This is a genomic window from Hahella ganghwensis DSM 17046 (assembly GCF_000376785.1).
In the GTDB taxonomy this organism is placed as follows: domain Bacteria; phylum Pseudomonadota; class Gammaproteobacteria; order Pseudomonadales; family Oleiphilaceae; genus Hahella; species Hahella ganghwensis.
In genome coordinates this window covers 1-26,015 of sequence record NZ_AQXX01000091.1, presented here as the reverse complement: position 1 = coordinate 26,015, position 26,015 = coordinate 1, and the positions used below count along the sequence as shown (strand labels likewise).

Sequence of the window (26,015 nt, the reverse complement as noted above, 5' to 3'; positions counted from 1 at the left end):
ATTCTCCGAATACCTGTCACTGAGTTCTCCGTATACTGAAAGAACCATCCGCTGCTGCAGATACCGAGGCATGCCACCGGTCTCCCTGCCACTCCAGCAACACACGACGCTGCTCTATTTTGACCACTTTCACACCATTGCTCTGCTGACCTTCCGCCAGAGTCCTACCATTAATCACAGCTATACGACGCTGCGGCGAATAAATAATGGATTCCAGCCTGATTGTCGGTCGTTGTACTGAAACTCCTGTTACTCTTCCGGCTTGCCATCCAGCCGGACGTGTAGGATCTTTCAGGGTGATACCATCAATAGTGATGGATGTTTCCACAGCTGATACCGGTACGGATAAGCTCCAGCATCCCAGTACCAGCAACAGGCAACGGCAAATACGACTCTCAAACACCCAGCCACCTCTCATCCAGCCCAAGAGTTTCAAAGCCGAGAACCAGCACACCGCGGGGGTACTGTTCAACCCGATAATCTAGACTGATCAGCCTGACACGCCCAGTATCCGACTCAACCTTCCGTACGTAATTCAGAGCATCAAAAAACGAGCCTTCAACAATGATGTTGACCTTATGGCTGTACAATACTGCGGCACTTTCCCCCTCGCCCTGCTGTATTTTCTGGGAAGGCAGCTTTTCTACTTTCACCACTTTCAGACCGGGGTTATTGCCAAGCAAGGTCACCAGAAGTTGCGGCATTTCTTCCGGAGTCACCAGACGGGAAAGGCTCGCTCTCAGCTCATCCTCTTTTTCCTGCAATTGGGCCTGGAGTTGCTGATTTTCCTTCCTCAAGGCCACATTGGGGTCCTGCTCCAAAGCTCGCTGCAAGGTTTGACGTTGTGATTTGAGAGATTCATTCAAAAGATACCCATTTAGCAGACTCTGGTTATTCTGTTTCTGTGATTGCCACTGAGGCCCCCAGACAAACTGAAGAAAAACCATCATCAGAACTGCGATACAGGTGATCAGCAGAATGACTTTTTCACGAGGATTAAGGCTGTTGACCTTTTTAGCCAATTGCTTCCATTTCATACTATCCGGAAAGCCCTCCTGCCATGTCGAGAATACGAGAGGAAACACTGCCGGAGGTAGACGTCCCCTGTTCCGGCGCATCTGCAGGTATCTGGGTATCAATCCTGAATATCCGAAGAGATTCAGGCCCCCCTTCTGGCTTCTCTACCTGGAATATGTTGAAAGAACGGCCGGTCATCACCGCATCAGACCCCAAAGCTTTCAGATACTCGGGAATCATTTCCGGTTCTTCGGTAACTCCTCTTAAAGCGATTCCCTGACCAAAGTTGTAGATCTCTATCTGAAATAACCAGACAGGTTCTACGCGATGTCGGGCTAACGACATCAGAATATCGCCAAATACTCCCCGGTCTTCTTCATCGTTAATTCCCTCATCAATAATATCCAGCAAATGTTGAGTATTTCTCAGCCGGGCTTTAAGAATCTTATTGTCACTCTGGAGCTGGACATCTCGTGCGCGCGCTTCAAGCTTCGCCTCCAGAATATCCACTTCCTGCTGTAGACTGGCATTGTCGACCTCCAGACCGGCCATCCGCTGCTCATCCTTTAGCACGTCCCAAATCAAGTAACCGCTGTAGGCTAGACCGACAAACCAGATGACACTCAAAACCACCAACATATTCTTGAACGCCAATGGGTCTTTGCGAGGTCTGAATTCTTGTGTGTAGAGGTTTATCTGCTGCATCTGCATAGAAGTGCCTAACCTGAAACCTGTTTACGCAGGGCGGCCCCGCAGGCAATCCAATGCTGAGCAGAGGCAAACTGGTCATCGGCAATTCCCAGTTGATCTTCTGGCAGAGTATTAATTTCCAGGCCAAGGGTTTCATCCAGCCGGGAAAGCAGTTCTGCTTCATGCATAATGGAGGAAGCAATGATGGAGCGTGGTGGCGTCTGCCCCAACTGACTTTCGAAATAATCCATTGATCGCTGAATTTCCAGGGCTAACTGCTGACCGACCCTGGCACTGGTATCCGGATCATCGAAGCCTTCCATGTCTGCATCGATTCGACGGGAAAGGTAGACCGAGCCGTCCTTGATCAACAGCATCAGGCCACGGTGCTCCTGCATGACCATTAGTGCAACGGACTTACCTTCCTGCTGGACACCAAGTACCAGATTTCGCAGTGCTAACTCAGTGATATCGATACTCTTGAGAATAAGGCCACAGCTATTGACCATGGCAATCAGTTCTCGTATGAGTGTCCGACGAGCACTAATGACATTGACCTGGAGAGGCTTGCCGCGAAGGGCATCTGCGGGAAAATCGAATACATCGATGACCGCTTCTTCGATAGGATAATCCAGTGTGTCTTTGATCTTCCAGCGAACGGCTTCCGCTAACTCGTCTTCTTCTACCGGAGGTCGTTCAATCTGTTGCCATCCATAAAGCTCGGGAGGCAGCACGAGATTGCAGGACATACCTTCAATTTTTTGGGTGTTGACGTAGTCTTTTAGAGCTGTGGAACGCTGTGCCGCTTTGGCCTCGATAAAATCGAGTCTGTTGATACGGTTCCCATTCGCAGTAGGCTCAGCCACTGCAATTGCCAGTCCGTTCGCTCGTACTTCAATCCCTACCAGCCCTTTCTTGCCACGCCGAAAAAACGGCCAGGACAGCAAAGTAAGCCTCTCAAGTAATTGAAAATTGGCACCATCTGGATCGTGGTTTTATATAACTTTAGCTTAGTCCACTAAACTATTGTTGCAAATATATTTTTGAACGCCGGACAACACTGTCGCGCTCAGAAAGGCCACCGATTGGGAAAGGTTAAATGATGAAGAGAGAACTGCCTGATTGGGAAAGCGCAGTTAGCCAGCGTTTATGACTTCCAACGCTTTTTCATGGCCGGAAAAGTGTTCTCGATAGGTCGTGGGAGATACGCCAAAATGCTTACCAAATGCCCGGGTAAAAGATCCTGTCTGGTTAAAACCACATTGAGCGGCCACACTTTTCACAGAAATATCCTGACGCTCGAGCTCGCTCTAGACGTAGTTTCGTCAGCAGTTGAGCCGGAGTCAGCGAAAAGGCGTTAATACATTTTCGATGCAAACTTCGAACGGAATTATTGCTCCGCTCTGCCATTTCATCCACAGAGATGTGCTTGTTCAGATTGGCTTCCAGCCAGGCTATCAAAGACAGAATGCCTGAGTCCTGAGCTCTGGACTGATAATCGATAGGCGCAGAAAACTGTTCCTGGCCACCATCCCTAACGAGATAAACCACCAGCACCCGAGCGACGCTCAGCGCCATTTGTGGACCGAGATCTTCCATCACCATTGCCAGCATCATATCAACCCCAGACATAATCCCTGCGGAAGTCCAAATATCTTCTTCTTTTACATACAGAATATTTTTTTGCACTTTTGCCAACGGGTAGCGAAGACTTAACTGCTCAATACCATTCCAATGGGTGGTAACCCTACGCTGATCCAACAACCCCAGCTCCCCCAAAAAGAAACACCCCATACAAATGCTGGCTTTGATATCAGCGCGCTGAACGAGATTCTTCAAACGCAGCAGAAAATCAGGCTGGCCGAGCTTACTGATGACGATGGGCTCCCTGGCTCCTGGAACCAGTAATAAATCAATATTCTGGATGGTTCTGTCATCTATTTCCCCACATGCCAGCGACACCCCGGCCGAAGTCCGCGGAGCGTGATCGCCATCCAGATTCAGATAGTGCAGTTGATAAAATGGTTCGCCAACCAGAGCGTTAGCCACAGACAACACTTCCACCGGACCTGCTACATCCAGCAGTTGGATATCGTCAAAAAGAGTGACAACGACTGTTTTTGATTTACGCATGCCTTAAGCCATTTCACAAAACGCTAAATTATGGAGCGTTTGGCAGATTTGTCCAACAGATTGGCAGGATCTTCAGTATCGCTTTTATCTAACATTCCAGCAGATTTCCGAACGCACTTTCGGAAAAGTTGTGGTAGATAATGGAGTTTAAAATGAGATTGTTGTCAGTACTGTGCATAAGTACGGTTGTCCTCAGTGGTTGCGGATCATCAGGCGATGGTTCATCTAGTAATAATCATGCACCGGTTGCATCAAATGTTGCGATAGAAGATATCAACGGAGGAGATATTCGCACTCAGGATATTCTGAAGGCGACCTATCAATATACTGATCAGGACGGAGATCAGGAGGGGAATACAAAGTTCCGCTGGACCATTGACGGGAAAGTGGTTTCAGAAGAATCAGAATATGCACCTGTTTATGCGGATATCGGTAAAACCATTACATTGGAAGTCACCCCTGTTGCAAGCGATGGAAAAACGACAGGCAATGCAGTATCAGTGGAAACTGATAGCGCCGTCCTAGAAAGAGAGCTTCTTATTTTTACAGCAATGGCAGAGCCCGAAGATGAATTCGATATTGCCGCCACCGCAGTTCCCTCTCCCGGAGAAAACTTTCTTGGATTATATGCCACAGATGGAAGCGAGTCTGGAACAACGCTTTTAAGAAAAGTGGTCATCGCGACAAAACCAGAGAAACTCGATAATAATTTCATCATTCCAATCGGTTACTGGAATGATGAAAATACCCCTCGCGGCGCTCTGCTGTTATCAGATGGAACAGCAGAAGGTACGAAGACGATTAAAGAGTCCAGTATAGACGAGTTGCCTTGGGGACTTGCGACATTTAACGGCAAGGTCTTCCTGTCATGGGAAAATGCAGATACTGGACGTGAGTTGTGGGTCACCGACGGAACCGAAGAAAACACAAAGCTCTTTAAAGACTTAATCCCAGGAGAAGAAAGTAGCAGCCCGGCAGAATTCACTGTTGTCGGTGACCAAATGTATTTCCGAGCCTACGCCAGTGATGGCTCCAGAAAATACGTTCTATGGCAAACGAATGGTACAGAAGAAGGGACTGAAGAAGTATCACCTGCAGTTTACAATCCACGAAACCTGACTGAATATAAAGGCAACCTGGTACTTGCTGGCTCTATAAACCAGGACCTCCCGGCAGACATTGAACCACTATATCTGGATACCGATACCGGAGAAACAACACTGATCGCCGATATCAATCCAGGGTTGAACACTTCTAATCCTTCCTTTTATACCCATGGAGACAGGCTTCTGATCAGGGCCAATAGCCCAACCTATGGCAACCAACGTCTGTGGTTCAGCCAAGGTGAAACAGGAGATCCTGAACTGATTGAAGCAACTGCAGCCGCTTTTCCTTATGTCTACGCTACATCTCAAGGACTATTTGGTATCAACAGCTCTAATCCTGACGAACCTTATGCTTCTTTATGGAGCCTGAATGAAACAGAAGGCGCCACTAAAATGACGATGGAAAACAATCTTGAGTACAAACCACTATATATCGCTGACCTAAATGGTACGGCCTATGTAAGTGCTCAGGATGCCATGGAAGATCGCGAGCTTTATCGGGTTGAAGAAGGAACCCTGAAGCTTGTAGCGGACATTAATGAGAATGGTTCATCCTATCCAGGCTACCTGACCACAGTAAACAATACGCTTGTTTTTATCGCTCAGAATGACGAATTTGGCCGCGAACTATGGCGCACTGATGGGACTGAAACCGGAACCCAGTTGCTCATGGACATCACAGCAGGAACCCAAAGTAGTGATATTATTTTAGACCTGTCCAAGAATCCCAGATTTTAGCCTTCATTCAGAGCTAAAGAGACAAGGTCTCTTTTAAAATGAAAAAGCCCCGATTACGGGGCTTTTTTAAAAATTGCATCACATCAGTTCATTCAAAACGGAATATCGTCATCGAAGTCATCAATTGACTGAGGACTGTTTTGTGGCTGTGGCTGTTGGGGTTGATGAGGCTGCGGTTTGGGCTGCCCGTATCCACCACTGGAAGCGCCACCGCCATATCCACCACCGCGCTGGGGTTGTGGCTGTGACTGAGGAGCAGGCGCTGCGGCAGGCGCGGACTGCTGTCCCCAACCATCGTCCATTGGCGCGCTGTTGTCCATACCGCCACCACGGCTATCCAGCATCTGCATTTGTCCCTGCATATCCACAACAATCTCTGTCGTGTAACGATCCTGTCCGCTTTGATCCTGCCATTTACGAGTTTGCAGTCGGCCTTCGATATAAACCTTGGAACCTTTTCTCAGGTATTGCTGAGCGATTTCGGCCAGCTTGCCGAACATTACCACTCTGTGCCATTCCGTACGTGGCACCATTTGCCCCGTCTGGCGGTCTTTATAACTCTCGTCCGTAGCGATATTCAGATTCGACACCGCGCTTCCCGAAGGAGTGTACCGAGTGTCCGGGTCAGCACCCAAATTACCAATCAAAATTACTTTATTTACACCACGCGCCATATCGCTCTCCCAGTTTACCCCTCGGCTCGCGCAGCCAGAGGGTGTTTATAAAGTGCCTCCTCGTCGAGACACTTACGATCAATCTTCAAATAAGCCAAGTTTTCTTCCACCACCAGAGTCACATCCTGGACTCCGGGAATATCCCCCAACTGCTGACTGATATGCTCAGCAGAGCCTTGTTCAAAAGGCTTCAGAGGTAATACTAAACTGGTGGTGTAAGGTGGTTCAGGCATAGACAATGTCAGGATCGTCCATACTAAACCTATCGCCGCACAAAGGCCATAGACGGCAGTCAAGCCTCCGATATCATAGGCGAGTCCTCCGAGGGTCCCCCCCAGAAAAGCCCCCAGAAACTGTGAGCTTGAGTACACACCCATAGCAGTCCCCCGCATTCCGGCAGGAGCCACTTTGCTCACAAGTGAGGGCAATGTCGCTTCCAGGTAATTAAAAGCGACAAAGAAGCAGAACAACAGAAGTGTGAAGGATATAAACCCTTTCATACCCCAGATTTCTGCCATCAGGGCAACGGTTAACAGTACAACCGATCCCTGAAATACCCGGCGAATCTGACGATGCTTTTCTCCAATAATGATCAAAGGAACCATCGAAATAAACGCACCGAATATGACCGCCAGATAAAAGTAACCATGCGAGGCCTTCTCCAGCCCAAACTGATTCAAAAGGGATATTGGGATGGCAACGAAAAGTGCTGTCATCACCAAATGCAAAGAAAATATTCCCCAGTTAAGCCTCATTAACTCTTTATTGCCAAATACGGCATTCATTGAACTGGTAACGACCTGAGTTTCCCGGTGTCTTTTTGGCTGAACGGTCTGAGGAACTTTCAGCAACAGCAACATACCAACCACCGCCAGACCGGCAGTCACCCAAAAGACGCCACTCAATCCAAAGGCCGCGGTCAGTATCGGGCCCAGCACAAGCGCCACAGCAAAAGACAAACCTATCGTCATTCCAACTGTCGCCATGGCCTTGGTGCGCTGTTCTTCCCGAGTGAGATCACTTAATAAAGCCATCAGGACACTGGCAATAGCCCCCGCTCCCTGCAAAACCCGACCAATAATTACACCGTGTATTGTCGAACTACTGGCAGCCACAACACTCCCAAGAGCAAACAGAATCAGGCCAAGCAAGATCATCTTCTTACGCCCCAGTCTGTCGGAAAGAATTCCAAACGGAATCTGTAGAACGGCCTGACTCAGTCCATATACGCCGATGGCGAGTCCTAACAAGGTTGGAGTCGCCCCCTGCAATGACTGCCCCTCAATCATAAATACTGGCAATACCATAAATAAACCAAGCATTCGCATGGCATACAACGAAGCCAAAATGGTAACCGAACGCTTTTCAGCGGGGAGAAAACTAGTTGTCGATTTCATGCAAAAAAGACTGCCTGGGCAAAAAAGGCGCCATTGTAGCATCTCATCTGGCCCAGTTTAATGACCGAAAGAGCATCAACCAGATACGGACACCATTAACCTCCTGACAAAATCTGTCAGGAGGTTTGTTATAGCGGGGCAATCTGGTTAGTAAACTCTTGTCAGGAACCTTATAATGGCCGGTTTAATTTCATCGGGTAAGCAGGATTTATGGACACAATACAGGTCCGCGGCGCACGTACGCACAACCTCAAGAACATCGATCTGGAACTCCCCCGGGATAAACTGATCGTCATTACAGGTCTGTCAGGATCAGGCAAGTCTTCACTGGCGTTTGATACCTTGTATGCTGAGGGACAGCGTCGCTATGTAGAGTCACTATCCACTTATGCCAGACAGTTTCTGTCAATGATGGAGAAACCGGATGTCGACCATATTGAAGGTCTTTCACCGGCGATCAGTATTGAACAGAAGTCGACCTCTCACAATCCACGCTCAACCGTTGGAACCATTACCGAGATCTATGACTATCTCCGTCTACTGTTTGCCCGCGTAGGTGAGCCACGCTGCCCCGATCACGATATTGTTCTGGAAGCACAAACCGTTAGCCAAATGGTTGACCGTATAATGAATCTTCCGGAAAACAGTAAATGGATGCTACTGGCTCCTGTTGTCAGAAATCGGAAGGGAGAACATCTCCACGTTATTGACGGTTTGAAATCCCAGGGGTTTATACGGGCCCGTATTGATGGCATCGTGGTCGACCTGGATGATGCTCCCGAACTGGATAAAAAGCGCAAACATACAATAGAAGCCGTCGTTGATCGACTTAAAATCCGGGAAGATATCCAGACACGCCTGGCCGAGTCTATCGAAACCTGCATAGAAATCGCGGAAGGCATCGTGATTGCAGCCCCTATGGATGACGATGGCGAAGAGCTGATTTTCTCCGCCAAGTTTGCATGCCCGACATGTGGATATAGCGTCAGTGAGCTTGAACCAAGAGTATTCTCATTCAACAATCCTGCCGGCGCGTGCAGTGCCTGTGATGGCCTTGGTGTCAAACAATTTTTTGATCCAGGTAAAGTCGTCGAACGGCCAGAACTCACTCTCGCAGAAGGTGCCATTAAAGGCTGGGATCGCCGCAGCGTGTTCTATTTCCAGATGATCACCAGCCTTGCGGAACATTTCGACATTGATGTGGACACCCCTTTTGTCGACTTGCCGGAAAGCTTCCGCAAGGCGCTACTATCTGGAAGTGGCAATACCAGCATTAAATTCAAGTACGTCAACAGTCGTGGAGACATTGTATTTCGGGAGCATCCTTTTGAAGGCGTTATTCCCAACATGGATAGACGCTATCGGGAAACGGACTCTCAGATGGTCCGTGATGAATTATCTAAGTTCCTGACACAACGCTCCTGTCCGGATTGCAGTGGAAGCAGATTGAAGAAATCTTCCCGTCATGTTTTTATCGATGAAAGGAACCTACCCGATCTAACCAGACTGGCCATAGGCGAAGCTGGTGATTTCTTTCAAAAGCTAAACCTCACAGGACGAAAGGGAGAAATTGCGGCCAAAATCGTCAAGGAAATTCAACTCCGATTGCAATTCCTGATCAATGTTGGACTGGATTACCTTTCCCTTGACCGCAGCGCAGAGACACTTTCTGGCGGTGAAGCCCAACGTATCCGTCTTGCAAGCCAAATTGGCGCCGGCCTGGTAGGTGTAATGTATGTACTTGACGAGCCTTCAATCGGACTGCACCAGAGAGATAACGACCGACTTCTCGCGACCCTGAACCACCTAAGAGATCTCGGTAATACTGTTATCGTGGTCGAGCATGATGAAGACGCCATTCGGACTGCTGACTATGTCGTTGATATAGGTCCAGGTGCAGGTGTTCACGGAGGAGAAATCGTCGCCCAGGGTAGTCCACAGCAAATTATGGATTCCCCACACTCTATTACCGGACAGTATCTCAGTGGAAAGCAAGAGATCTCTATTCCCAGCCAGCGGAGCGTGGCAGACCCGAAGAAGCAACTGGTAGTAAATGGAGCTCAGGGCAATAACCTTAAAAACGTTACGCTGAAAATTCCTGTCGGACTATTTACCTGTGTCACCGGTGTGTCAGGATCGGGCAAGTCAACGCTCATCAATGGGACCCTATACCCCATCGCAGCGCAAAAGCTGAATATGGCAACCACTTTAAATGCGGACAAACACCGTTCCGTTGAGGGGCTGGATCACTTTGATAAAGTCATAGATATCGACCAAAGCCCAATAGGGAGAACCCCTCGCTCAAACCCCGCTACCTATACACAAATCTTTACCCCTATCAGAGAACTTTTTGCAGCGACACAAGAAGCAAGATCGCGGGGCTATAAGCCTGGACGCTTTAGCTTTAACGTTCGTGGAGGTCGATGCGAAGCATGCCAAGGTGATGGCGTGATCAAAGTAGAAATGCACTTCCTGCCAGACCTTTACGTTCCTTGCGATATATGCAAAGGGAAGCGATACAACCGGGAGACATTAGAAGTCATCTATAAAGGAAAATCCATTCACGACGTTCTCGAAATGACTGTAGAAGATGCCAGGGAATTCTTCGATGCGATCCCGGTTATCTCCAAAAAACTGCAAACGCTAATTGACGTGGGGCTTTCATATATCCGATTAGGCCAGAGCGCTGTCACCCTATCCGGAGGGGAAGCCCAGCGGGTAAAACTTAGCCGCGAGCTATCAAAAAGAGACACAGGTAAAACCCTGTATATTCTCGATGAGCCCACAACCGGACTCCACTTTCACGACATCGACCAGTTATTGAAAGTCCTTCACCGTCTTCGCGATCATGGAAACACGATTGTGGTTATCGAGCACAATCTCGATGTCATAAAAACAGCTGACTGGATTGTTGACCTGGGACCTGAAGGTGGCAATGGTGGTGGCGAAATCATCGCTGAGGGTCCCCCTGAAGAGGTTCAGGATAGCGAGCGCTCTCATACAGCCCGCTTTCTGAAACGAATGCTTAATAACTAAACTTTCTGCTCATCAGCGAAGGCTTGAGAGCTAGGCCTTCGCCATTATCTCCGCCCTGCCAACAACTGCTTCATCCATCAAGCAATTAATCTCTAGCGCAACTCTATTGCGGAGTTACAGGCATAAAAAAACCGCCCAATAGGACGGTTCTTTTATTTCGCCGCGAAGAATTAATCTTCGCCTGACTCCACATCCACTACAGGACGGTCAACCAGCTCTACGTATGCCATTGGAGCACTGTCACCTGCACGGTAACCACACTTCAAGATACGCAGATATCCACCAGGACGAGCCTGATAGCGAGGACCCAGCTCATTGAAAAGCTTGGTTACCGCATCACGATCACGCAAACGCGCGAATGCGAGACGACGGTTAGCAACACTATCATTCTTTGCCAAGGTGATGAGAGGCTCAGCCACTCTTCTTAGCTCTTTCGCTTTGGGCAACGTGGTTTTAATCAGCTCATGCTCTACCAACGATGCCGCCATATTCCGGAACATCGACTTGCGATGCGCGCTAGTCCGGTTAAATTTACGACCACTTTTACGATGACGCATCTTCTTTATCCTTCAACCTCAGTGAGGGCTTAACTGCATGCCGGACTTCATAAAGTCCGGCTGAATAGCTTAGCCGCCAAGTACCCGATCGTCGCCTCGAAGGCTGGCTGGTGGCCAGTTCTCCAAGCGCATACCCAATGACAATCCGCGCGAAGCGAGAACGTCTTTGATCTCAGTTAATGACTTTTTACCGAGGTTTGGAGTCTTCAGAAGCTCAACCTCAGTACGCTGAATCAAATCACCAATATAGTAAATGTTTTCAGCCTTCAGACAGTTCGCAGAGCGCACTGTCAATTCCAGATCATCAACCGGACGCAACAGAATTGGATCGATCTCTTCCTGCTCTTCCACCTTCTCTGGCTCATTCTGCTGATCAAAATCAACAAAAACAGCCAGTTGCTGTTGAAGGATTGTCGCAGCACGACGAATCGCTTCTTCAGGATCGATAGTGCCGTTGGTTTCCAAATCGATAACCAACTTATCCAAATCCGTACGTTGTTCAACTCGAGCGCTTTCAACGTTATACGCAACTCGACGAACCGGGCTAAAAGAGGCATCCAGTTGCAGTCGTCCAATTGCGCGAGTTTCGTCGTCTGCAGAATGACGCGCATCTGCGGGCTCGTAACCACGGCCACGAGCAATCTTCAGAGTCATCTTCATCTCGCCGTTCGAGTTAAGGTTACAAATCACCAGATCAGGATTTGCAACTTCGACGTCGTGATCAAGCTGAATGTCACTCGCTAACACAGCGCCTGCCCCTTTCTTATTCAGGGTCAGGGTTGCTTCGTCACGGTTGTGCATGTTTATCGCCAGATTCTTCAGATTAAGAAGAATTTCGATAACATCTTCCTGCACGCCCTCAACGGTGCTGTACTCATGCAATACACCCTCAATTTCAACTTCTACCACGGCGCAGCCGGGCATAGAAGAAAGTAGAATGCGGCGCAGAGCACTCCCCAAAGTGTGACCAAATCCGCGCTCCAGCGGCTCCAAAGTCACTTTGGCATGAGTTGCTGTGATTTGATTCACCTCAATAGTGCGAGGTGTAAGAAATTCATTTACTGAACGCTGCATAGATGCCCCTATTGGCTAAATGAGTTGCAAGCCTTACTTAGAGTACAGCTCGACAATCAAGTTTTCGTTAATGTCCGCTGACAAGTCCGTTCTTTCTGGTACAGTCTTGAACACGCCTGACATCTTAGCGGCATCTAATTCAATCCACCCAACAGTGCCACGTTGAGCAGCCAGATCGAGTGCACCTTTAATGCGAAGCTGATTTTTCGACTTTTCACGGATACTGACAACATCACCAGGCTTAACGGTGTAAGACGGAATATTAACCGCTTTATCGTTAACCAGTATGGCTTTGTGAGAAACCAACTGGCGAGCTTCAGCGCGGGTAGATCCAAAGCCCATGCGGTAAACTACGTTATCCAGGCGACTTTCCAGCAGTTGCAACAGGTTTTCACCGGTCGCACCTTTCAGACGTGCAGCTTCTTTGTAGTAGTTACGGAATTGCTTTTCCAGAACACCGTACATACGACGAACTTTCTGCTTTTCACGCAACTGCAAACCGTAGTCCGACAGACGGCCACGACGCTGACCATGCTGTCCAGGAGCGGTTTCCATATTACATTTGTTTTCAAGAGCTTTAACGCCACTCTTCAAGAACAAATCAGTCCCTTCACGACGGGACAATTTACATTTCGGTCCAATATAACGAGCCATTAAACTTTTCCTCTTCCTTACACTCTACGTTTCTTGGGAGGACGGCATCCATTGTGTGGAATCGGCGTAACATCAGTGATGTTAGTGATTTTGTACCCACACGCATTCAATGCACGAATTGCGGACTCGCGACCGGGTCCAGGTCCTTTAACCAAAACGTCAAGGTTCTTTAGGCCGTATTCAGAGGCCGCATTACCGGCTCTTTCAGCTGCTACCTGCGCAGCAAAAGGTGTGCTCTTACGTGAACCACGGAAACCTGAACCGCCGGCTGTTGCCCAGCTCAGTGCATTACCTTGGCGATCAGTAATAGTCACGATGGTGTTGTTGAAGGAAGCGTGGATATGAGCCACACCGTCAACAACGGTCTTTTTCACCTTTTTACGGGTACGTGTACCTGGTTTTGCCATGCTCTATACCTAAAAATTTATTTACGAATAGGCTTACGTGGACCTTTACGGGTACGCGCATTAGTTTTAGTGCGCTGACCACGAACTGGCAGGCCATGACGGTGACGAAGACCGCGATAGCAACCAAGATCCTTAAGCCGTTTAATGTTCATTTGCACTTCACGACGAAGATCACCTTCAACGACGATCTTGCCGATCTCATTACGCAATACGTCCAGCTGTTCCTCTGACAGGTCACGGACCTTAGCCTGAGGATCAATACCGGCAGTCTTGCAGAGACCACTGGAAGTGGTGCGTCCAATACCGTAGATGTAGGTCAAGGACACAACAGTGTGTTTATTGTCGGGGATATTGACACCCGCTATACGTGCCATCCATCTTACTCCGCGTTTATACCATTGGCTCCCCGCCAATTCTGACCAGCAATACTAACAGCCACCCAAAATAGACGATCACCAACAAATTAAAAGGCGCAGAATAATAGCGCCTTCATGTATACAAATCAAGCAAATTGGCCAGTTTGATACAACTTTCTCCATCTCGCCCGCTTACTACAATGCGGGAGAGATTTTGATAGTAGCTTCAATTAGCCTTGCTTTTGTTTGTGTCTTGGTTCTGCACTGCAGATGACCATAACTGCACCATTACGACGAATGATTTTACAGTTACGGCATACTTTTTTAACCGATGCTCTTACTTTCATGACCTTCTCCAATCGTAAGCCGATTATCTAACTAATCCACTCTTGCCGTAATTTTTTAGATTGGACTTCTTCATCAGCGATTCATACTGATGAGACATCAGGTGAGACTGCACCTGGGCCATGAAATCCATGACTACGACAACCACAATCAACAGGGATGTACCACCGAAATAGAAAGGCACATTCCAAGAAACAACTAAAAATTGAGGCAACAAAGCTACTGCTGCGATATATAGGGCACCAAAAAGAGTCAGGCGTGTCAAAACTCCGTCTATATACTTCGCTGTATGGTCTCCTGGGCGAATTCCAGGAACAAAAGCACCTGAACGCTTCAGATTTTCAGCGACTTCTTTTGGGTTATACATCAACGCCGTATAGAAGAAGCAGAAAAAGATGACAGCTACAGCAAACAAGATAATATACAGAGGCTGACTGGGGCCAAGCGCCTGAGACACTACCTGGAGCCACTCCATACCCTCACCACGACCGAACCATTGCCCCAAAGAAGCAGGGAACAGCAGGATACTAGAGGCAAAAATGGGTGGAATTACCCCGGCCATATTCACTTTAAGTGGCAGATGGCTACTTTGTTGAGCAAAAACCTTCCTTCCCTGCTGCCTACGCGCATAGTTAATAGTGATTCTGCGCTGCCCTCTCTCCATGAAGACTACAAAGGCAATAATTGCTATCGCAAATACAGCAATAGCAATCAAGGTCAACACGCTCATTTCGCCCAATCTGGCCTGCTCAAACGTTTGTCCGATAGCACCTGGCAAGCCAGCAACTATTCCAGCAAAAATCAGTAAGGATATCCCGTTACCGATTCCTCTTTCAGTAATCTGCTCCCCTAACCACATAAGGAAAACAGCACCACAGACAAATGTTATTACCGCAACAAAATAGAAGCTTGGGCCATCCGTGAAGGTGACCCCTTGATTTGCCAGCCCAATAGACATACCAAATGCCTGTATTGTTGCCAGCAACACCGTTCCGTAACGAGTGTATTGACTAATTTTTCGGCGTCCAGCCTCACCCTCTTTCTTAAGCTGCTCCAGCTGAGGGCTCACCACCGTGAGTAACTGCATGATTATCGACGCCGAGATATACGGCATGATACCCAATGCAAATATACTCATCCGCTCGAGAGCTCCTCCGGAAAACATATTGAACAAGCTCAATATGGTTCCTTGGTTCTGCTCGAACAGCGCAGCCAGCTGATCAGGATTGATTCCCGGCACAGGAATATGTGCACCTATCCGATACACTAGAATGGCCAAAAGAACAAACCATAGCCGAGCTTTTAGCTCGCCCAGACCTTTGCCTGCGCCTGCAGGTAGTGAGTTTAATTTAGCCATTTACTCCTCGACTTTACCGCCGGCGGCTTTAATAGCTTCCAAAGCGCCTTTTGTGACTTTCAGGCCTTTAACCGTAACTGCTTTAGTGAGCTCTCCTGAAAGGATCACTTTCACAGATTTGGCACGAGCGTCAACGATGTTAGCAGCTTTCAATACCGCTAAATCAATAACGTCTGTACCCAACGATTCGATTTCGCTAAGACGCACTTCCTCAACGAACCGACCTTTACGTGACGTAAAGCCGAACTTGGGAAGACGACGCTGCAACGGCTGTTGACCACCCTCGAATCCTGGCTTAACACCACCACCAGATCTGGATTTAGTCCCCTTATGGCCGCGACCACAGGTTTTACCCAGGCCACTACCAATACCGCGCCCAACACGCTTAGCAGCTTGTTTAGCGCCTTCACCTGGCTTGAGAGTATTCAGATGCATGTTACTCTCCTTCAACCTTTACCAAATAGTTAACTTTGTTGATCATGCCACGAACTGCCGGAGTGTCTTCCACTTCGACAGTGTGATTGATCTTCCTCAAACCCAAACCGCGAACACAGTCTTTATGCTTAGGCAGGGTACCGATCGTGCTTTTTACCAAAGTCACTTTAATCTTTTTGTCTGCCATGGGACTTACTCCAGAATATCTTCTACGGTCTTGCCACGCTTGGCTGCGATATCTTCTGGAGCCTGCATAGCTTTCAGACCTTCAAAAGTAGCGCGAACAACGTTCACAGGATTTGTTGACCCGTAGCACTTAGCCAAAACGTTCTGAACACCTGCTACTTCCAATACCGCACGCATCGCACCGCCTGCGATGATACCGGTACCTTCGGAAGCTGGTTGCATAAACACTTTAGCTGAGCCGTGACGAGCTTTGACTGGATACTGTAAGGTATTCCCGTTCAAAGTTACGTTGATCATGTTCTTTCTGGCTGCATCCATAGCTTTTTGGATAGCCACAGGCACTTCACGAGCCTTACCACGTCCAAAACCTACACGACCATTACCATCACCAACCACAGTCAAAGCAGTAAAGCCGAAAATACGTCCGCCTTTTACAACTTTGGCCACGCGGTTGACCTGAACAAGCTTCTCCTGGAGCTCTGCTCCTTTTTGCTCGTTATTTGTCATCTGTTTCACCTCTTAAAACTCGAGACCATTTTCCCGCGCAGCATCGGCTAACGCTTTAACACGACCGTGGTATTTGAAACCGGAGCGATCAAACGCCACTTTATCAATACCTGCTGCCTTTGCACGTTCAGCAATCAAAGCACCTACTTTACCTGCTGCTTCTACATTACCAGTAGAGCCGGAGCGCAACTCTTTATCTAGAGTTGAAGCTGTTACCAGAACCTTGCTTCCATCTGCGCTGGTGATTTGCGCATAAATATGGCGGGGCGTCCGGTTGATGCACAACCGACTGATACCGAGCTCACGAATTTTAAAACGGGTTTTCTTAGCCCGACGCAAACGAGAATCTTTTTTATCACTCATGACCGCGCCCTACTTTTTCTTAGCTTCTTTAACACGTACTTGCTCGCCACCGTAACGAACACCCTTACCTTTATAAGGCTCTGGCGGACGAATGCTACGAATTTCAGCTGCAACCTGACCAACCTTCTGCTTGTCGATACCACGAATCATGATTTCAGTTTGAGAAGGAGTCTCAGCGGTGATACCTTCTGGAAGGTCATAAACTACCGGATGAGAAAAACCTAAGGTCAGATTCAGAGCCTTACCCTGAGCCTGAGCACGATAACCAACCCCGATGAGCTCTAGCTTCTTTTCAAAGCCGTCAGTAACACCCTTTACCATGTTGTTAATCAACGCGCGAGTGGTACCTGCCATAGCCCAAGCAGATTTTGAACCGCCCTTGGGTTCAAAGGTCAACTGATCACCGTCCTGTTTAACTTCAACAGTAGAGTGCACATCAATAGAAAGAGCGCCTTTGCTGCCTTTTACATTGACTTGTTGACCATCAAATTTAACTTCTACGCCTGCGGGAATCTGTACAGGACTTTTTGCTACCCTAGACATGATTCACTCCTAGAAAACGGTGCAAATAACTTCACCGCCTACACCCGCCTTACGTGCGGCACGATCAGTCATGACGCCTTTGGATGTAGACACAATTGCGATACCCAACCCACCGTTAACTTTAGGCAGCTCGTCCGCGCCTTTGTATTGACGTAGACCAGGGCGACTTGCTCGAGAAATACTCTCGATAACCGGACGACCTTGAAAATAGCGCAGCACTACTTGCAATGTAGGCTTGGCATCACCCGAAACGCTGTAATCGGAAATATAACCTTCCGCCTTCAACACTTCTGCTACTGACACCTTCATTTTGGATGAAGGCATTTGCACAGACTCTTTTTCTGCCATCTGTGCGTTACGGATACGAGTGAACATATCCGCAAGCGTATCTTGCATGCTCATTTATTTACTCCAAACATTTTAGTTGTGCAGCGGCCCACCCAAAAAATGGATGGGACCGCTTACCAACGGCGCCGCTATATTACCAGCTTGCTTTCTTAAGTCCAGGAACATCGCCACGCATCATAGCTTCACGAAGCTTGATACGGGACAAACGGAACTTACGCAATACGGCGTGAGGACGCCCGGTAACCTGACAACGGTTACGCAACCGGCTAGGGCTGGCATCCCGTGGCAGTTTCTGCAGCTTCACCTGCGCTTCCCACTTTTCTTCATCTGAAGCAGTGGAGCTGCTGATGATAGCTTTAAGCGCAGCACGCTTTTCAGCATACTTGGCAACCGCTTTTTCGCGCTTTAATTCGCGATTTTTCATTCCAACTTTAGCCATGGTTCAACACCTTACTTTCTAAACGGGAAGTTAAATGCACTTAACAGGGCTTTACCTTCCGCATCAGTAGCGGCAGAAGTTGTAACAGTAATATCCATACCGCGAACTTTATCGATCTTATCGTAATCGATCTCCGGGAAGATAATCTGTTCCTTAACACCCATAGAATAGTTGCCGCGGCCATCGAAAGATTTACCGTTGATACCGCGGAAGTCACGCACACGTGGCAACGCGATATCTACCAACCTTTCCATGAATTCCCACATACGCTCGCCACGCAGTGTTACTTTACAACCGATGGGGAATCCTTGACGGATCTTAAACCCAGCAACTGATTTACGCGCTTTAGTCACCATAGCCTTTTGGCCAGTGATAGCTTCCAGATCAGCAACAGCTGCATCTATCTGCTTTTTGTCACCCAGCGCTTCACCCACACCCATGTTGAGTGTGATTTTCTGAATCCGAGGCACTTGCATTACGTTATTGTAGGAAAATTCCTTCATCAACGTAGGCACTACCTCTTTTTGATAGAGCTCTTTGTACTTAGCCATAATCAGACCACCCAACCCTTACTTATCGACAACTTCGTTTGTCGATTTGAAGATGCGCACTTTCTTGCCATCTTCCAGAATCTTAAAGCCTACGCGGTCTGCTTTGTTTGTTGCAGAATTAAAGATTGCAACATTAGAGGACTGAATAGGAGCCTCTTTTTCAACAATACCACCCGCTGTACCCAGCATTGGGTTAGGCTTAGTGTGACGCTTAACCATGTTGATGCCTGAAACAATCAACTTTCCGTCAGCCTGAACACGCATCACCTTACCGCGCTTACCTTTATCGCGTCCGGCAATAACCAGGACTTCGTCGTTCTTTCTGATTTTATTCATCCGGTCCGACTCCTATAACACTTCAGGCGCAAGCGAAACGATCTTCATGAACTTTTCACTGCGGAGTTCCCGAGTTACGGGTCCGAAGATACGAGTCCCAATCGGCTGATCGTTGTTGTTCAACAGGACTGCAGCATTACCATCGAAACGAATAAGAGAACCGTCCTGGCGACGAACTCCCTTACGAGTACGAACGACTACCGCCTTCAATACTTGACCTTTCTTAACTTTTCCGCGCGGGATGGCTTCTTTAACAGAAACCTTAATCACATCTCCGATACTTGCGTAACGACGGTGCGAACCACCCAGCACTTTAATACACATTACCCGACGTGCGCCGCTGTTATCGGCTACATCAAGCACGGTTTGTGTCTGAATCATTGGTTATCTCCACCTAACAGCTTTAATTAACGTTGCTCGATTAGACTTTAACGGCACGCTCGACAATGTTAACCAGCTTCCAAGTCTTAGTCTTTGAGTAAGGACGGGCCTCCTGGACAGTTACCAGATCACCTATCTTGCACTCATTGGCTTCGTCATGAGCATGAAGCTTGCTGGAGCGTTTTACATATTTTCCGTAAATCGGATGCTTAACTCGGCGCTCAACCAGAACCACAATGGACTTATCCATTTTATCGCTTACAACGCGACCGGTTTCAGTGCGCACTACACTTGCTGTCTCAGCCATATTACTCACCTGCCTTCTCTTTCAGGATAGTCTTGACACGAGCAATATCATGACGAACCTTCTTCATAAGATGAGTCTGATTCAATTGGCCGGTTGCCTTACGCATCCGCAAATTAAATTGCTCTTTAAGTAAGGAGATCAGCTCTTCGCTGAGCTCCTTTTCAGTTTTTGATCTCAAATCTGCAGCTTTCATTTACATCACCGTTCTCGTAACAAAAGTAGTTGAGACAGGCAGTTTTGCCGCTGCAAGCTCGAAAGCTTCGCGTGCCAATTCTTCACTAACCCCTTCCATCTCGTACAGCATTCTGCCTGGCTGGATTTCGGCAACCCAGTACTCTACTGGACCTTTACCTTTACCCATCCTAACTTCAAGAGGTTTCTTTGTGATTGGCTTGTCTGGGAATACTCGAATCCAGATCTTACCGCCACGCTTAATTCGACGAGTCATGGTACGACGAGCAGCCTCAATCTGGCGTGCAGTAATTCGTCCACGACCTGTCGCTTTCAAACCAAATTCACCAAAACTTACTTTATTACCGCGCTGCGCCAGACCAGTATTACGGCCTTTGTGCATTTTACGGAATTTCGTACGCTTAGGTTGCAACATGTCAGTGCCCCCTACTTAGTAGATTTCTTTTTAGACGCTTTCTTCTCAGCACGAACCTGTTCGATACCGCCCAGGATTTCGCCTTTGAAGATCCAAACTTTTACGCCGATTACACCGTAAGTAGTGTGCGCTTCATGAGTGGCGTAATCGATGTCAGCACGCAAGGTATGCAAAGGCACACGACCTTCACGATACCATTCACTACGCGCAATCTCTGCTCCACCCAAACGGCCGCCTACTTGAATCTTGATCCCTTTGGCGCCTTGACGCATCGCGTTTTGCACCGCGCGCTTCATTGCGCGACGAAACATAACACGGCGCTCTAACTGACTGGCAACACCGGCTGCAACCAATTTTGCGTCCAGATCAGGCTTACGAATTTCTTCGATGTTGATATGCACAGGCACACCCATCAGGTCGCCAATTTCTTTGCGCAACTTATCAACGTCTTCGCCTTTTTTACCGATAACGATACCGGGACGCGCAGTATGGATAGTGATCTTGGCATTCTGAGCAGGACGCTCGATCACGATCTTGCTGACTGAAGCCTTCTCCAGCTTCTTCATCAGATATTCACGAACTTTGATATCTGTAAGAAGATTAGCGGAGTAATCACGCTTATCTGCGTACCATACCGAATTATGATCTTTCACGATCCCCAGTCGAATACCGACCGGATTTACCTTCTGACCCATTGCTATCTCCTGTTATTCAGATACCTTGATGGTGATGTGGCAGGTCCGCTTAAAAATACGGTCCGCTCGCCCTTTAGCCCGTGGCTTGATACGCTTGAGAGTTGGACCCTCGTCAACCATAACCGTAGCCACTTTCAGCTCATCCACATCCAGGCCATCGTTATGCTCAGCATTGGCGATAGCTGACTCCAGCACTTTCTTCATGATGCTGGAAGCTTTCTTGGGACTGAAAGTCAAAATGTCTAATGCTTCTTCTACTCGCTTACCGCGCACTTGGTCTGCAACTAAACGAGCTTTTTGAGCAGACAAGCGAGCACCAAATAATTTTGCCGCTACTTCCATCTCTATTTCCTCTTACCGTTTAGCTTTTTTGTCTGCAGCGTGACCGCGATAAGTACGTGTGGCTGCAAATTCACCTAACTTATGGCCGACCATGTCTTCTGTAACGTAAACAGGTACATGTTGACGGCCGTTATGTACAGCGATAGTTAAACCCACCATTTCCGGGAAGATCGTAGAACGACGCGACCAGGTTTTAACAGGTTTCTTATCCTTCGCTTCAATTGCCGCTTCCACCTTATTCAGAAGGTGCAAGTCAATGAATGGTCCTTTCTTAAGTGAACGTGGCACGTGTGACCCCCTTACTTAGCTTTGCGACGACGCACAATCATTTTGTCTGTACGCTTGTTCTTACGAGTTTTATAACCTTTCGTAGGAACACCCCAAGGCGTAGTTGGGTGTTTACCCATATTACGCCCTTCACCACCACCGTGTGGGTGGTCCACCGGGTTCATCGCAGTACCGCGAACGGTGGGTCTAACACCTCGCCAACGCTTCGCACCGGCTTTACCGTAGACACGAAGGTTATGCTCACTGTTAGATACTTCGCCCAATGTCGCACGACATTCGGCCAAAATCTTACGCATTTCTCCTGAACGCAACCGAATGGTTACATACGCCCCTTCACGAGCAACAACCTGAACAGATGCACCAGCACTCCGGGCCATCTGGGCACCTTTACCTGGCTTCATCTCGATGCAGTGAACAACTGAACCAACAGGGATGTTTCTCAAAGGCAGGCAGCTACCAGTCTTAATTGGCGCTTCTTGACCAGAGAATACTGGATCACCGGCTTTAAGACCTTTTGGAGCGATAATATAACGACGCTCACCGTCAGCATACTTCAGCAATGCAATATGCGCTGACCGGTTAGGATCGTACTCCAAGCGTTCCACGACAGCAGGAATACCATCTTTCGTGCGCTTGAAATCAATAACACGATACAACTGCTTATGACCACCGCCCTGATGGCGAACAGTGATACGACCAGAGTTGTTGCGACCGCCTTTCTTACTTTTCTTCTCAGTAAGAGCAGCTACTGGCGCACCCTTGTGAAGCTGTGAATTAGTCACAGCTACCACATGCCGACGACCGGCAGAGGTTGGTTTTACTTTAACAACAGCCATGATCTATCTCCTTACTCGACATCAACGAAATCGATGGTCTGACCCGCCGCCAGGCGAACATAGGCTTTACGAACATCATTGCGTTTACCAAGGCCGCGCATAGTACGCTTTGTTTTACCCTTGATATTCACGACCTGTACGGACTCTACTTTGACGTCAAATAAAGATTCGACAGCTTTCTTAATTTCCGGTTTCTTTGCATCAGGCGCCACACGGAAGACCACTTGATTGTTGATTTCCGCTAACAATGTGGCCTTTTCCGAAATATGGGGCCCAAGCAAAACCTTGTATAGTCTCTCTTGGTTCATCCCAACATCTCCTCAATTTTCTTAAGTGCCGGAACAGTAACAACGACTTTCTCGTGAGCAATAAGGCTCACTGGATCAATTGCTACAGCATCACACACATTCACATGCGGGATATTACGGGATGCCAAATACAGGTTCTGATCGACCGCTTCCGCAATAATCAGCGCATTTTCAAGCCCCATATCTTTCAACTTAGCATTGAAAGCTTTGGTTTTAGGCGCTTCTACAGACATATCTTCAACTACAACCAATCGCTCCTGGCGAACAAGCTCAGAGAGGATAGACTGCATTGCTGCCCGATACATCTTCTTATTCACTTTCTGCGCGTAGTCTCTAGGCTTGGCAGCAAAAGTAACACCACCACTTCTCCAGATCGGACTACGAATAGTTCCGGCGCGAGCACGGCCAGTACCTTTTTGACGCCATGGCTTTTTGCCACCGCCACTTACTTCAGAACGAGTCTTCTGAGCTTTGGAACCTTGGCGAGCGCCAGCCATATAGGCAGTAACCACCTGATGGACCAGAGCTTCATTGAAATCTCTTGCGAAGGCTACATCAGATACAGATACAGTACCTGCGCCATTTACATTTAACTCCATCTCCAACCCCTCTTATGCTTTAACCGCGGGCTTAACAACAACATCCGCACCGGTCGCTCCAGGAATAGCGCCTTTAACCAACAGCAGACCCTTTTCCTGATCAACGCGCACTAACTGCAGAGTCTGTACGGTGACGTTCTTGTTACCCATCTGGCCGGCCATCTTCTTACCTTTGAAAACACGACCAGGAGATTGGTTTTGCCCAATAGAGCCGGGAGCCCTGTGAGACAGAGAGTTACCGTGAGTAGCGTCCTGGGTAGAGAAGTTCCAGCGCTTAACAACACCAGCAAAACCTTTACCTTTTGAACGACCAGAAACATCAACTTTCTGACCAGCTTCAAAAATACTCAGAGATACTTCGTCGCCAGCTTTATATTCATTTGAATCATCTGCATCGATACGAAACTCTGTAACCACACGTCCAGCTTCAACGCCAGATTTCGCATAGTGACCAGCTGATGGTTTATTGACGTGAGATGCTTTAACCGCACCAGTCGCCACCTGAATAGCTCGGTAACCGTCTACTTCAACGGTCTTCACCTGCGAGATTACATTCTTCTCGACTTGAATGACTGTGACAGGAACGGCGGAGCCGTCGTCTTGAAACACACGAGTCATGCCAGCCTTACGGCCAACCAAACCAATTGCCATTTTTCACCTCTTAGTGCACGGGGCTTTCACCCTCTATGGCCACATTAACGAGTGTTACACCAATGAAGCAGCGCTTTGCGCGCCTATCTTGCCAGCTTTAATTAGCCAAGGCTAATCTGGACGTCAACGCCCGCTGCGAGATCCAACTTCATCAGTGCGTCTACAGTTTTTTCTGTAGGCTCAACAATATCCAACAAACGCTTATGAGTACGAATCTCATACTGATCACGCGCATCTTTGTTTACGTGAGGAGAGATAAGCACGGTAAAGCGCTCTTTCTTTGTAGGTAAAGGAATCGGACCACGCACTTGCGCACCGGTACGTTTCGCAGTATCTACAATTTCCTGCGTAGACTGATCGATCAAACGATAGTCGAACGCTTTTAGCCTGATTCTGATTTTCTGGCCTTGCATTTATTCACTCCGAGTCAACAACGGATAACAGCCATACCCAACAAAAAGGAGCCGCATTGTACGCAGCTGGTCATTTTGTGTCAAGGGCACTTTTTAACCTACCATTCAAAAAAGGCAGATCATCCATAAAAAAGGGGGAAGCTATTGCCTCCCCCTCTTAATCTTCGAGCAACAATTACTCGAAGATCTTAGCTACAACACCAGCACCTACGGTACGGCCACCTTCGCGAATCGCGAAGCGCAGACCTTCTTCCATGGCGATAGGTGCGATCAGGCTAACCTTCATCTTCACATTGTCACCAGGCATTACCATTTCAACACCTTCTGGCAACTCACATGAACCAGTCACGTCAGTAGTACGGAAGTAAAACTGTGGACGATAGCCCTTGAAGAATGGCGTATGACGACCACCTTCATCTTTACTCAGAACATACACTTCTGACTCGAATACTGTATGAGGAGTAATGGTACCTGGCTTCGCCAGCACCTGACCACGCTCAACTTCATCACGCTTGGTACCACGCAGCAGAACACCTACGTTCTCACCTGCTCGACCTTCGTCCAGAAGCTTACGGAACATTTCAACACCAGTACAGGTAGTCTTGGTGGTATCTTTGATACCAACAATTTCAACCTCCTCACCAACCTTGATCATTCCACGCTCTACACGACCGGTAACAACCGTACCACGACCAGAGATAGAGAATACGTCCTCAATCGGCATCAGGAACGGCTTATCAATTGCACGCTCAGGCTCAGGAATGTAATCATCCAGAGTCTCTACCAGCTTCTTAACAGCACTGGTACCGATTCCGTTATCATCTTTACCGTCCAGCGCCATCAGAGCCGAACCAATAATGATCGGAGTGTCATCACCTGGGAATTCGTAAGTGCTCAGCAGATCACGCACTTCCATTTCCACCAACTCCAACAACTCTTCATCGTCAACCATGTCCGCTTTATTCAGGAACACCACGATGTAAGGTACACCTACCTGACGAGCCAACAGAATGTGCTCACGAGTCTGAGGCATAGGGCCGTCAGCTGCAGAACATACCAGAATCGCACCGTCCATCTGAGCAGCACCGGTGATCATGTTTTTAACATAATCAGCGTGCCCTGGGCAGTCTACGTGAGCGTAGTGGCGAGTCGGTGACTCATACTCAACGTGGGAAGTCGCGATAGTGATACCACGAGCCTTTTCTTCTGGTGCCTTATCAATACCGTCAAACGCTACGGCAGCACCACCCCAAACTTCAGAACATACGCGAGTCAGGGCCGCTGTCAGAGTAGTCTTACCATGGTCAACGTGACCAATGGTGCCTACGTTAATGTGCGG

Annotated in this window: 39 protein-coding genes; 2 read left to right on the top strand and 37 right to left on the bottom strand. The window is 48.2% G+C overall.

From position 1 onward, the window contains the following. Positions 1–16: 16 nt before the first annotated feature. The 6 genes from F566_RS0107440 to F566_RS0107420 all read right to left on the bottom strand — a co-directional run bounded on the left by F566_RS0107440 (position 17) and on the right by F566_RS0107420 (position 3,840). On the bottom strand, positions 17–403 hold the full coding sequence (locus F566_RS0107440) for a general secretion pathway protein GspB (RefSeq protein ID WP_020406362.1): 387 nt from the start codon (positions 401–403) through the stop codon (positions 17–19). Continuing rightward, the gene (locus F566_RS0107435) at positions 396–1,037 is read right to left on the bottom strand and encodes a type IV pilus inner membrane component PilO (protein ID WP_020406361.1); all 642 of its coding nucleotides are present in this window, start codon (positions 1,035–1,037) and stop codon (positions 396–398) included. Before F566_RS0107435 ends, F566_RS0107440 begins: the two co-directional genes overlap by 8 nt. Before the next feature lies 1 nt (position 1,038). Then, entirely contained in the window at positions 1,039–1,722 is a 684-nt protein-coding gene (locus F566_RS0107430) for a hypothetical protein (RefSeq protein WP_157496702.1), read from the bottom strand. Between the two features lie 14 nt (positions 1,723–1,736). Beyond that, positions 1,737–2,654 (bottom strand): type IV pilus biogenesis protein PilM, encoded by a 918-nt coding sequence (locus F566_RS0107425; protein WP_020406359.1) that lies wholly within the window; start codon positions 2,652–2,654, stop codon positions 1,737–1,739. Positions 2,655–2,843: 189 nt separating this feature from the next. Continuing rightward, complete coding sequence (locus F566_RS38170; RefSeq protein WP_425402008.1) at positions 2,844–2,981, bottom strand: helix-turn-helix domain-containing protein; 138 nt, start codon at positions 2,979–2,981, stop codon at positions 2,844–2,846. Then, positions 2,959–3,840, bottom strand: coding sequence for a GlxA family transcriptional regulator (locus F566_RS0107420; RefSeq protein ID WP_026179828.1), 882 nt, complete (start codon positions 3,838–3,840; stop codon positions 2,959–2,961). Before F566_RS0107420 ends, F566_RS38170 begins: the two co-directional genes overlap by 23 nt. Before the next feature lie 140 nt (positions 3,841–3,980). Here F566_RS0107420 and F566_RS0107415 point away from each other — a divergent pair, with 140 nt between their 5' ends. Then, a complete protein-coding gene (locus F566_RS0107415; protein WP_033415939.1) occupies positions 3,981–5,684 on the top strand; it encodes a hypothetical protein in 1,704 nt (567 codons plus the stop codon). Positions 5,685–5,776: 92 nt separating this feature from the next. Here the strand turns inward: F566_RS0107415 and ssb are convergent, their stop codons facing one another. Both ssb and F566_RS0107405 read right to left on the bottom strand, forming a co-directional pair. Continuing rightward, a complete protein-coding gene (gene ssb / locus F566_RS0107410) occupies positions 5,777–6,358 on the bottom strand; it encodes a single-stranded DNA-binding protein (RefSeq protein WP_020406357.1) in 582 nt (193 codons plus the stop codon). A 14-nt stretch (positions 6,359–6,372) separates the two neighbouring features. After that, complete coding sequence (locus F566_RS0107405) at positions 6,373–7,755, bottom strand: MFS transporter (protein ID WP_020406356.1); 1,383 nt, start codon at positions 7,753–7,755, stop codon at positions 6,373–6,375. A gap of 210 nt (positions 7,756–7,965) precedes the next feature. Between F566_RS0107405 and uvrA the strand changes: the two genes are divergently transcribed. Beyond that, entirely contained in the window at positions 7,966–10,791 is a 2,826-nt protein-coding gene (gene uvrA / locus F566_RS0107400) for an excinuclease ABC subunit UvrA (protein ID WP_020406355.1), read from the top strand. A 170-nt stretch (positions 10,792–10,961) separates the two neighbouring features. Here uvrA and rplQ read toward each other — a convergent pair whose 3' ends face one another. From rplQ to tuf, 29 genes are all read right to left on the bottom strand, one after another. Beyond that, positions 10,962–11,348, bottom strand: coding sequence for a 50S ribosomal protein L17 (gene rplQ, locus F566_RS0107395; protein ID WP_020406354.1), 387 nt, complete (start codon positions 11,346–11,348; stop codon positions 10,962–10,964). A 69-nt stretch (positions 11,349–11,417) separates the two neighbouring features. Continuing rightward, entirely contained in the window at positions 11,418–12,422 is a 1,005-nt protein-coding gene (locus tag F566_RS0107390) for a DNA-directed RNA polymerase subunit alpha (protein WP_020406353.1), read from the bottom strand. 33 nt (positions 12,423–12,455) lie between these two features. After that, positions 12,456–13,076, bottom strand: a complete 621-nt coding sequence (rpsD, locus tag F566_RS0107385) for a 30S ribosomal protein S4 (RefSeq protein ID WP_020406352.1) — start codon at positions 13,074–13,076, stop codon at positions 12,456–12,458. Positions 13,077–13,093: 17 nt separating this feature from the next. Continuing rightward, entirely contained in the window at positions 13,094–13,483 is a 390-nt protein-coding gene (rpsK, locus tag F566_RS0107380) for a 30S ribosomal protein S11 (protein WP_020406351.1), read from the bottom strand. 17 nt (positions 13,484–13,500) lie between these two features. Further along, positions 13,501–13,857 carry a 30S ribosomal protein S13 gene (gene rpsM / locus F566_RS0107375; protein ID WP_020406350.1) on the bottom strand — a complete coding sequence of 119 codons (357 nt, stop codon included), beginning with the start codon at positions 13,855–13,857 and terminating at the stop codon, positions 13,501–13,503. Positions 13,858–14,069: 212 nt separating this feature from the next. Then, positions 14,070–14,186, bottom strand: a complete 117-nt coding sequence (gene rpmJ, locus F566_RS36230) for a 50S ribosomal protein L36 (protein ID WP_083921027.1) — start codon at positions 14,184–14,186, stop codon at positions 14,070–14,072. Between the two features lie 23 nt (positions 14,187–14,209). Next, positions 14,210–15,541: a preprotein translocase subunit SecY gene (secY, locus tag F566_RS0107370; protein ID WP_020406349.1), complete on the bottom strand. Its 1,332-nt coding sequence runs from the start codon at positions 15,539–15,541 to the stop codon at positions 14,210–14,212. Then, positions 15,542–15,976 (bottom strand): 50S ribosomal protein L15, encoded by a 435-nt coding sequence (gene rplO / locus F566_RS0107365; protein WP_020406348.1) that lies wholly within the window; start codon positions 15,974–15,976, stop codon positions 15,542–15,544. It abuts the gene before it with no gap. 1 nt (position 15,977) lies between these two features. Further along, positions 15,978–16,163 (bottom strand): 50S ribosomal protein L30, encoded by a 186-nt coding sequence (gene rpmD, locus F566_RS0107360; protein WP_020406347.1) that lies wholly within the window; start codon positions 16,161–16,163, stop codon positions 15,978–15,980. 5 nt (positions 16,164–16,168) lie between these two features. Continuing rightward, positions 16,169–16,669: a 30S ribosomal protein S5 gene (gene rpsE, locus F566_RS0107355; protein ID WP_020406346.1), complete on the bottom strand. Its 501-nt coding sequence runs from the start codon at positions 16,667–16,669 to the stop codon at positions 16,169–16,171. Positions 16,670–16,681: 12 nt separating this feature from the next. Continuing rightward, positions 16,682–17,032, bottom strand: a complete 351-nt coding sequence (gene rplR / locus F566_RS0107350; RefSeq protein ID WP_020406345.1) for a 50S ribosomal protein L18 — start codon at positions 17,030–17,032, stop codon at positions 16,682–16,684. Between the two features lie 9 nt (positions 17,033–17,041). Continuing rightward, a complete protein-coding gene (rplF, locus tag F566_RS0107345) occupies positions 17,042–17,575 on the bottom strand; it encodes a 50S ribosomal protein L6 (protein WP_020406344.1) in 534 nt (177 codons plus the stop codon). Positions 17,576–17,584: 9 nt separating this feature from the next. Continuing rightward, positions 17,585–17,977, bottom strand: a complete 393-nt coding sequence (gene rpsH, locus F566_RS0107340; RefSeq protein WP_020406343.1) for a 30S ribosomal protein S8 — start codon at positions 17,975–17,977, stop codon at positions 17,585–17,587. Between the two features lie 79 nt (positions 17,978–18,056). After that, positions 18,057–18,362, bottom strand: a complete 306-nt coding sequence (gene rpsN / locus F566_RS0107335; RefSeq protein ID WP_020406342.1) for a 30S ribosomal protein S14 — start codon at positions 18,360–18,362, stop codon at positions 18,057–18,059. A gap of 11 nt (positions 18,363–18,373) precedes the next feature. Further along, positions 18,374–18,913, bottom strand: a complete 540-nt coding sequence (gene rplE / locus F566_RS0107330; RefSeq protein WP_020406341.1) for a 50S ribosomal protein L5 — start codon at positions 18,911–18,913, stop codon at positions 18,374–18,376. Between the two features lie 18 nt (positions 18,914–18,931). After that, complete coding sequence (rplX, locus tag F566_RS0107325) at positions 18,932–19,249, bottom strand: 50S ribosomal protein L24 (RefSeq protein WP_020406340.1); 318 nt, start codon at positions 19,247–19,249, stop codon at positions 18,932–18,934. A 12-nt stretch (positions 19,250–19,261) separates the two neighbouring features. Continuing rightward, positions 19,262–19,630 (bottom strand): 50S ribosomal protein L14, encoded by a 369-nt coding sequence (gene rplN, locus F566_RS0107320; protein WP_020406339.1) that lies wholly within the window; start codon positions 19,628–19,630, stop codon positions 19,262–19,264. 40 nt (positions 19,631–19,670) lie between these two features. Beyond that, positions 19,671–19,937, bottom strand: coding sequence for a 30S ribosomal protein S17 (rpsQ, locus tag F566_RS0107315; RefSeq protein WP_020406338.1), 267 nt, complete (start codon positions 19,935–19,937; stop codon positions 19,671–19,673). A gap of 1 nt (position 19,938) precedes the next feature. Continuing rightward, positions 19,939–20,130, bottom strand: a complete 192-nt coding sequence (gene rpmC / locus F566_RS0107310) for a 50S ribosomal protein L29 (protein WP_020406337.1) — start codon at positions 20,128–20,130, stop codon at positions 19,939–19,941. Then, a complete protein-coding gene (gene rplP, locus F566_RS0107305; RefSeq protein ID WP_020406336.1) occupies positions 20,131–20,544 on the bottom strand; it encodes a 50S ribosomal protein L16 in 414 nt (137 codons plus the stop codon). A gap of 11 nt (positions 20,545–20,555) precedes the next feature. Beyond that, entirely contained in the window at positions 20,556–21,239 is a 684-nt protein-coding gene (rpsC, locus tag F566_RS0107300; protein WP_020406335.1) for a 30S ribosomal protein S3, read from the bottom strand. Between the two features lie 12 nt (positions 21,240–21,251). Then, complete coding sequence (gene rplV, locus F566_RS0107295) at positions 21,252–21,581, bottom strand: 50S ribosomal protein L22 (RefSeq protein ID WP_020406334.1); 330 nt, start codon at positions 21,579–21,581, stop codon at positions 21,252–21,254. 12 nt (positions 21,582–21,593) lie between these two features. Continuing rightward, on the bottom strand, positions 21,594–21,869 hold the full coding sequence (rpsS, locus tag F566_RS0107290) for a 30S ribosomal protein S19 (protein WP_020406333.1): 276 nt from the start codon (positions 21,867–21,869) through the stop codon (positions 21,594–21,596). Between the two features lie 11 nt (positions 21,870–21,880). Next, positions 21,881–22,705 carry a 50S ribosomal protein L2 gene (gene rplB / locus F566_RS0107285; protein WP_020406332.1) on the bottom strand — a complete coding sequence of 275 codons (825 nt, stop codon included), beginning with the start codon at positions 22,703–22,705 and terminating at the stop codon, positions 21,881–21,883. Positions 22,706–22,716: 11 nt separating this feature from the next. Further along, on the bottom strand, positions 22,717–23,013 hold the full coding sequence (rplW, locus tag F566_RS0107280) for a 50S ribosomal protein L23 (RefSeq protein ID WP_020406331.1): 297 nt from the start codon (positions 23,011–23,013) through the stop codon (positions 22,717–22,719). Beyond that, positions 23,010–23,612 carry a 50S ribosomal protein L4 gene (gene rplD / locus F566_RS0107275; protein ID WP_020406330.1) on the bottom strand — a complete coding sequence of 201 codons (603 nt, stop codon included), beginning with the start codon at positions 23,610–23,612 and terminating at the stop codon, positions 23,010–23,012. Before rplD ends, rplW begins: the two co-directional genes overlap by 4 nt. A gap of 12 nt (positions 23,613–23,624) precedes the next feature. Then, positions 23,625–24,263, bottom strand: a complete 639-nt coding sequence (rplC, locus tag F566_RS0107270) for a 50S ribosomal protein L3 (protein WP_020406329.1) — start codon at positions 24,261–24,263, stop codon at positions 23,625–23,627. A gap of 101 nt (positions 24,264–24,364) precedes the next feature. Further along, positions 24,365–24,676, bottom strand: coding sequence for a 30S ribosomal protein S10 (rpsJ, locus tag F566_RS0107265; RefSeq protein WP_011399921.1), 312 nt, complete (start codon positions 24,674–24,676; stop codon positions 24,365–24,367). Positions 24,677–24,851: 175 nt separating this feature from the next. After that, positions 24,852–26,015, bottom strand: a 1,164-nt coding sequence (gene tuf / locus F566_RS0107260; protein WP_020406328.1) for an elongation factor Tu, incomplete at its 5' end; no start/stop codon positions are given.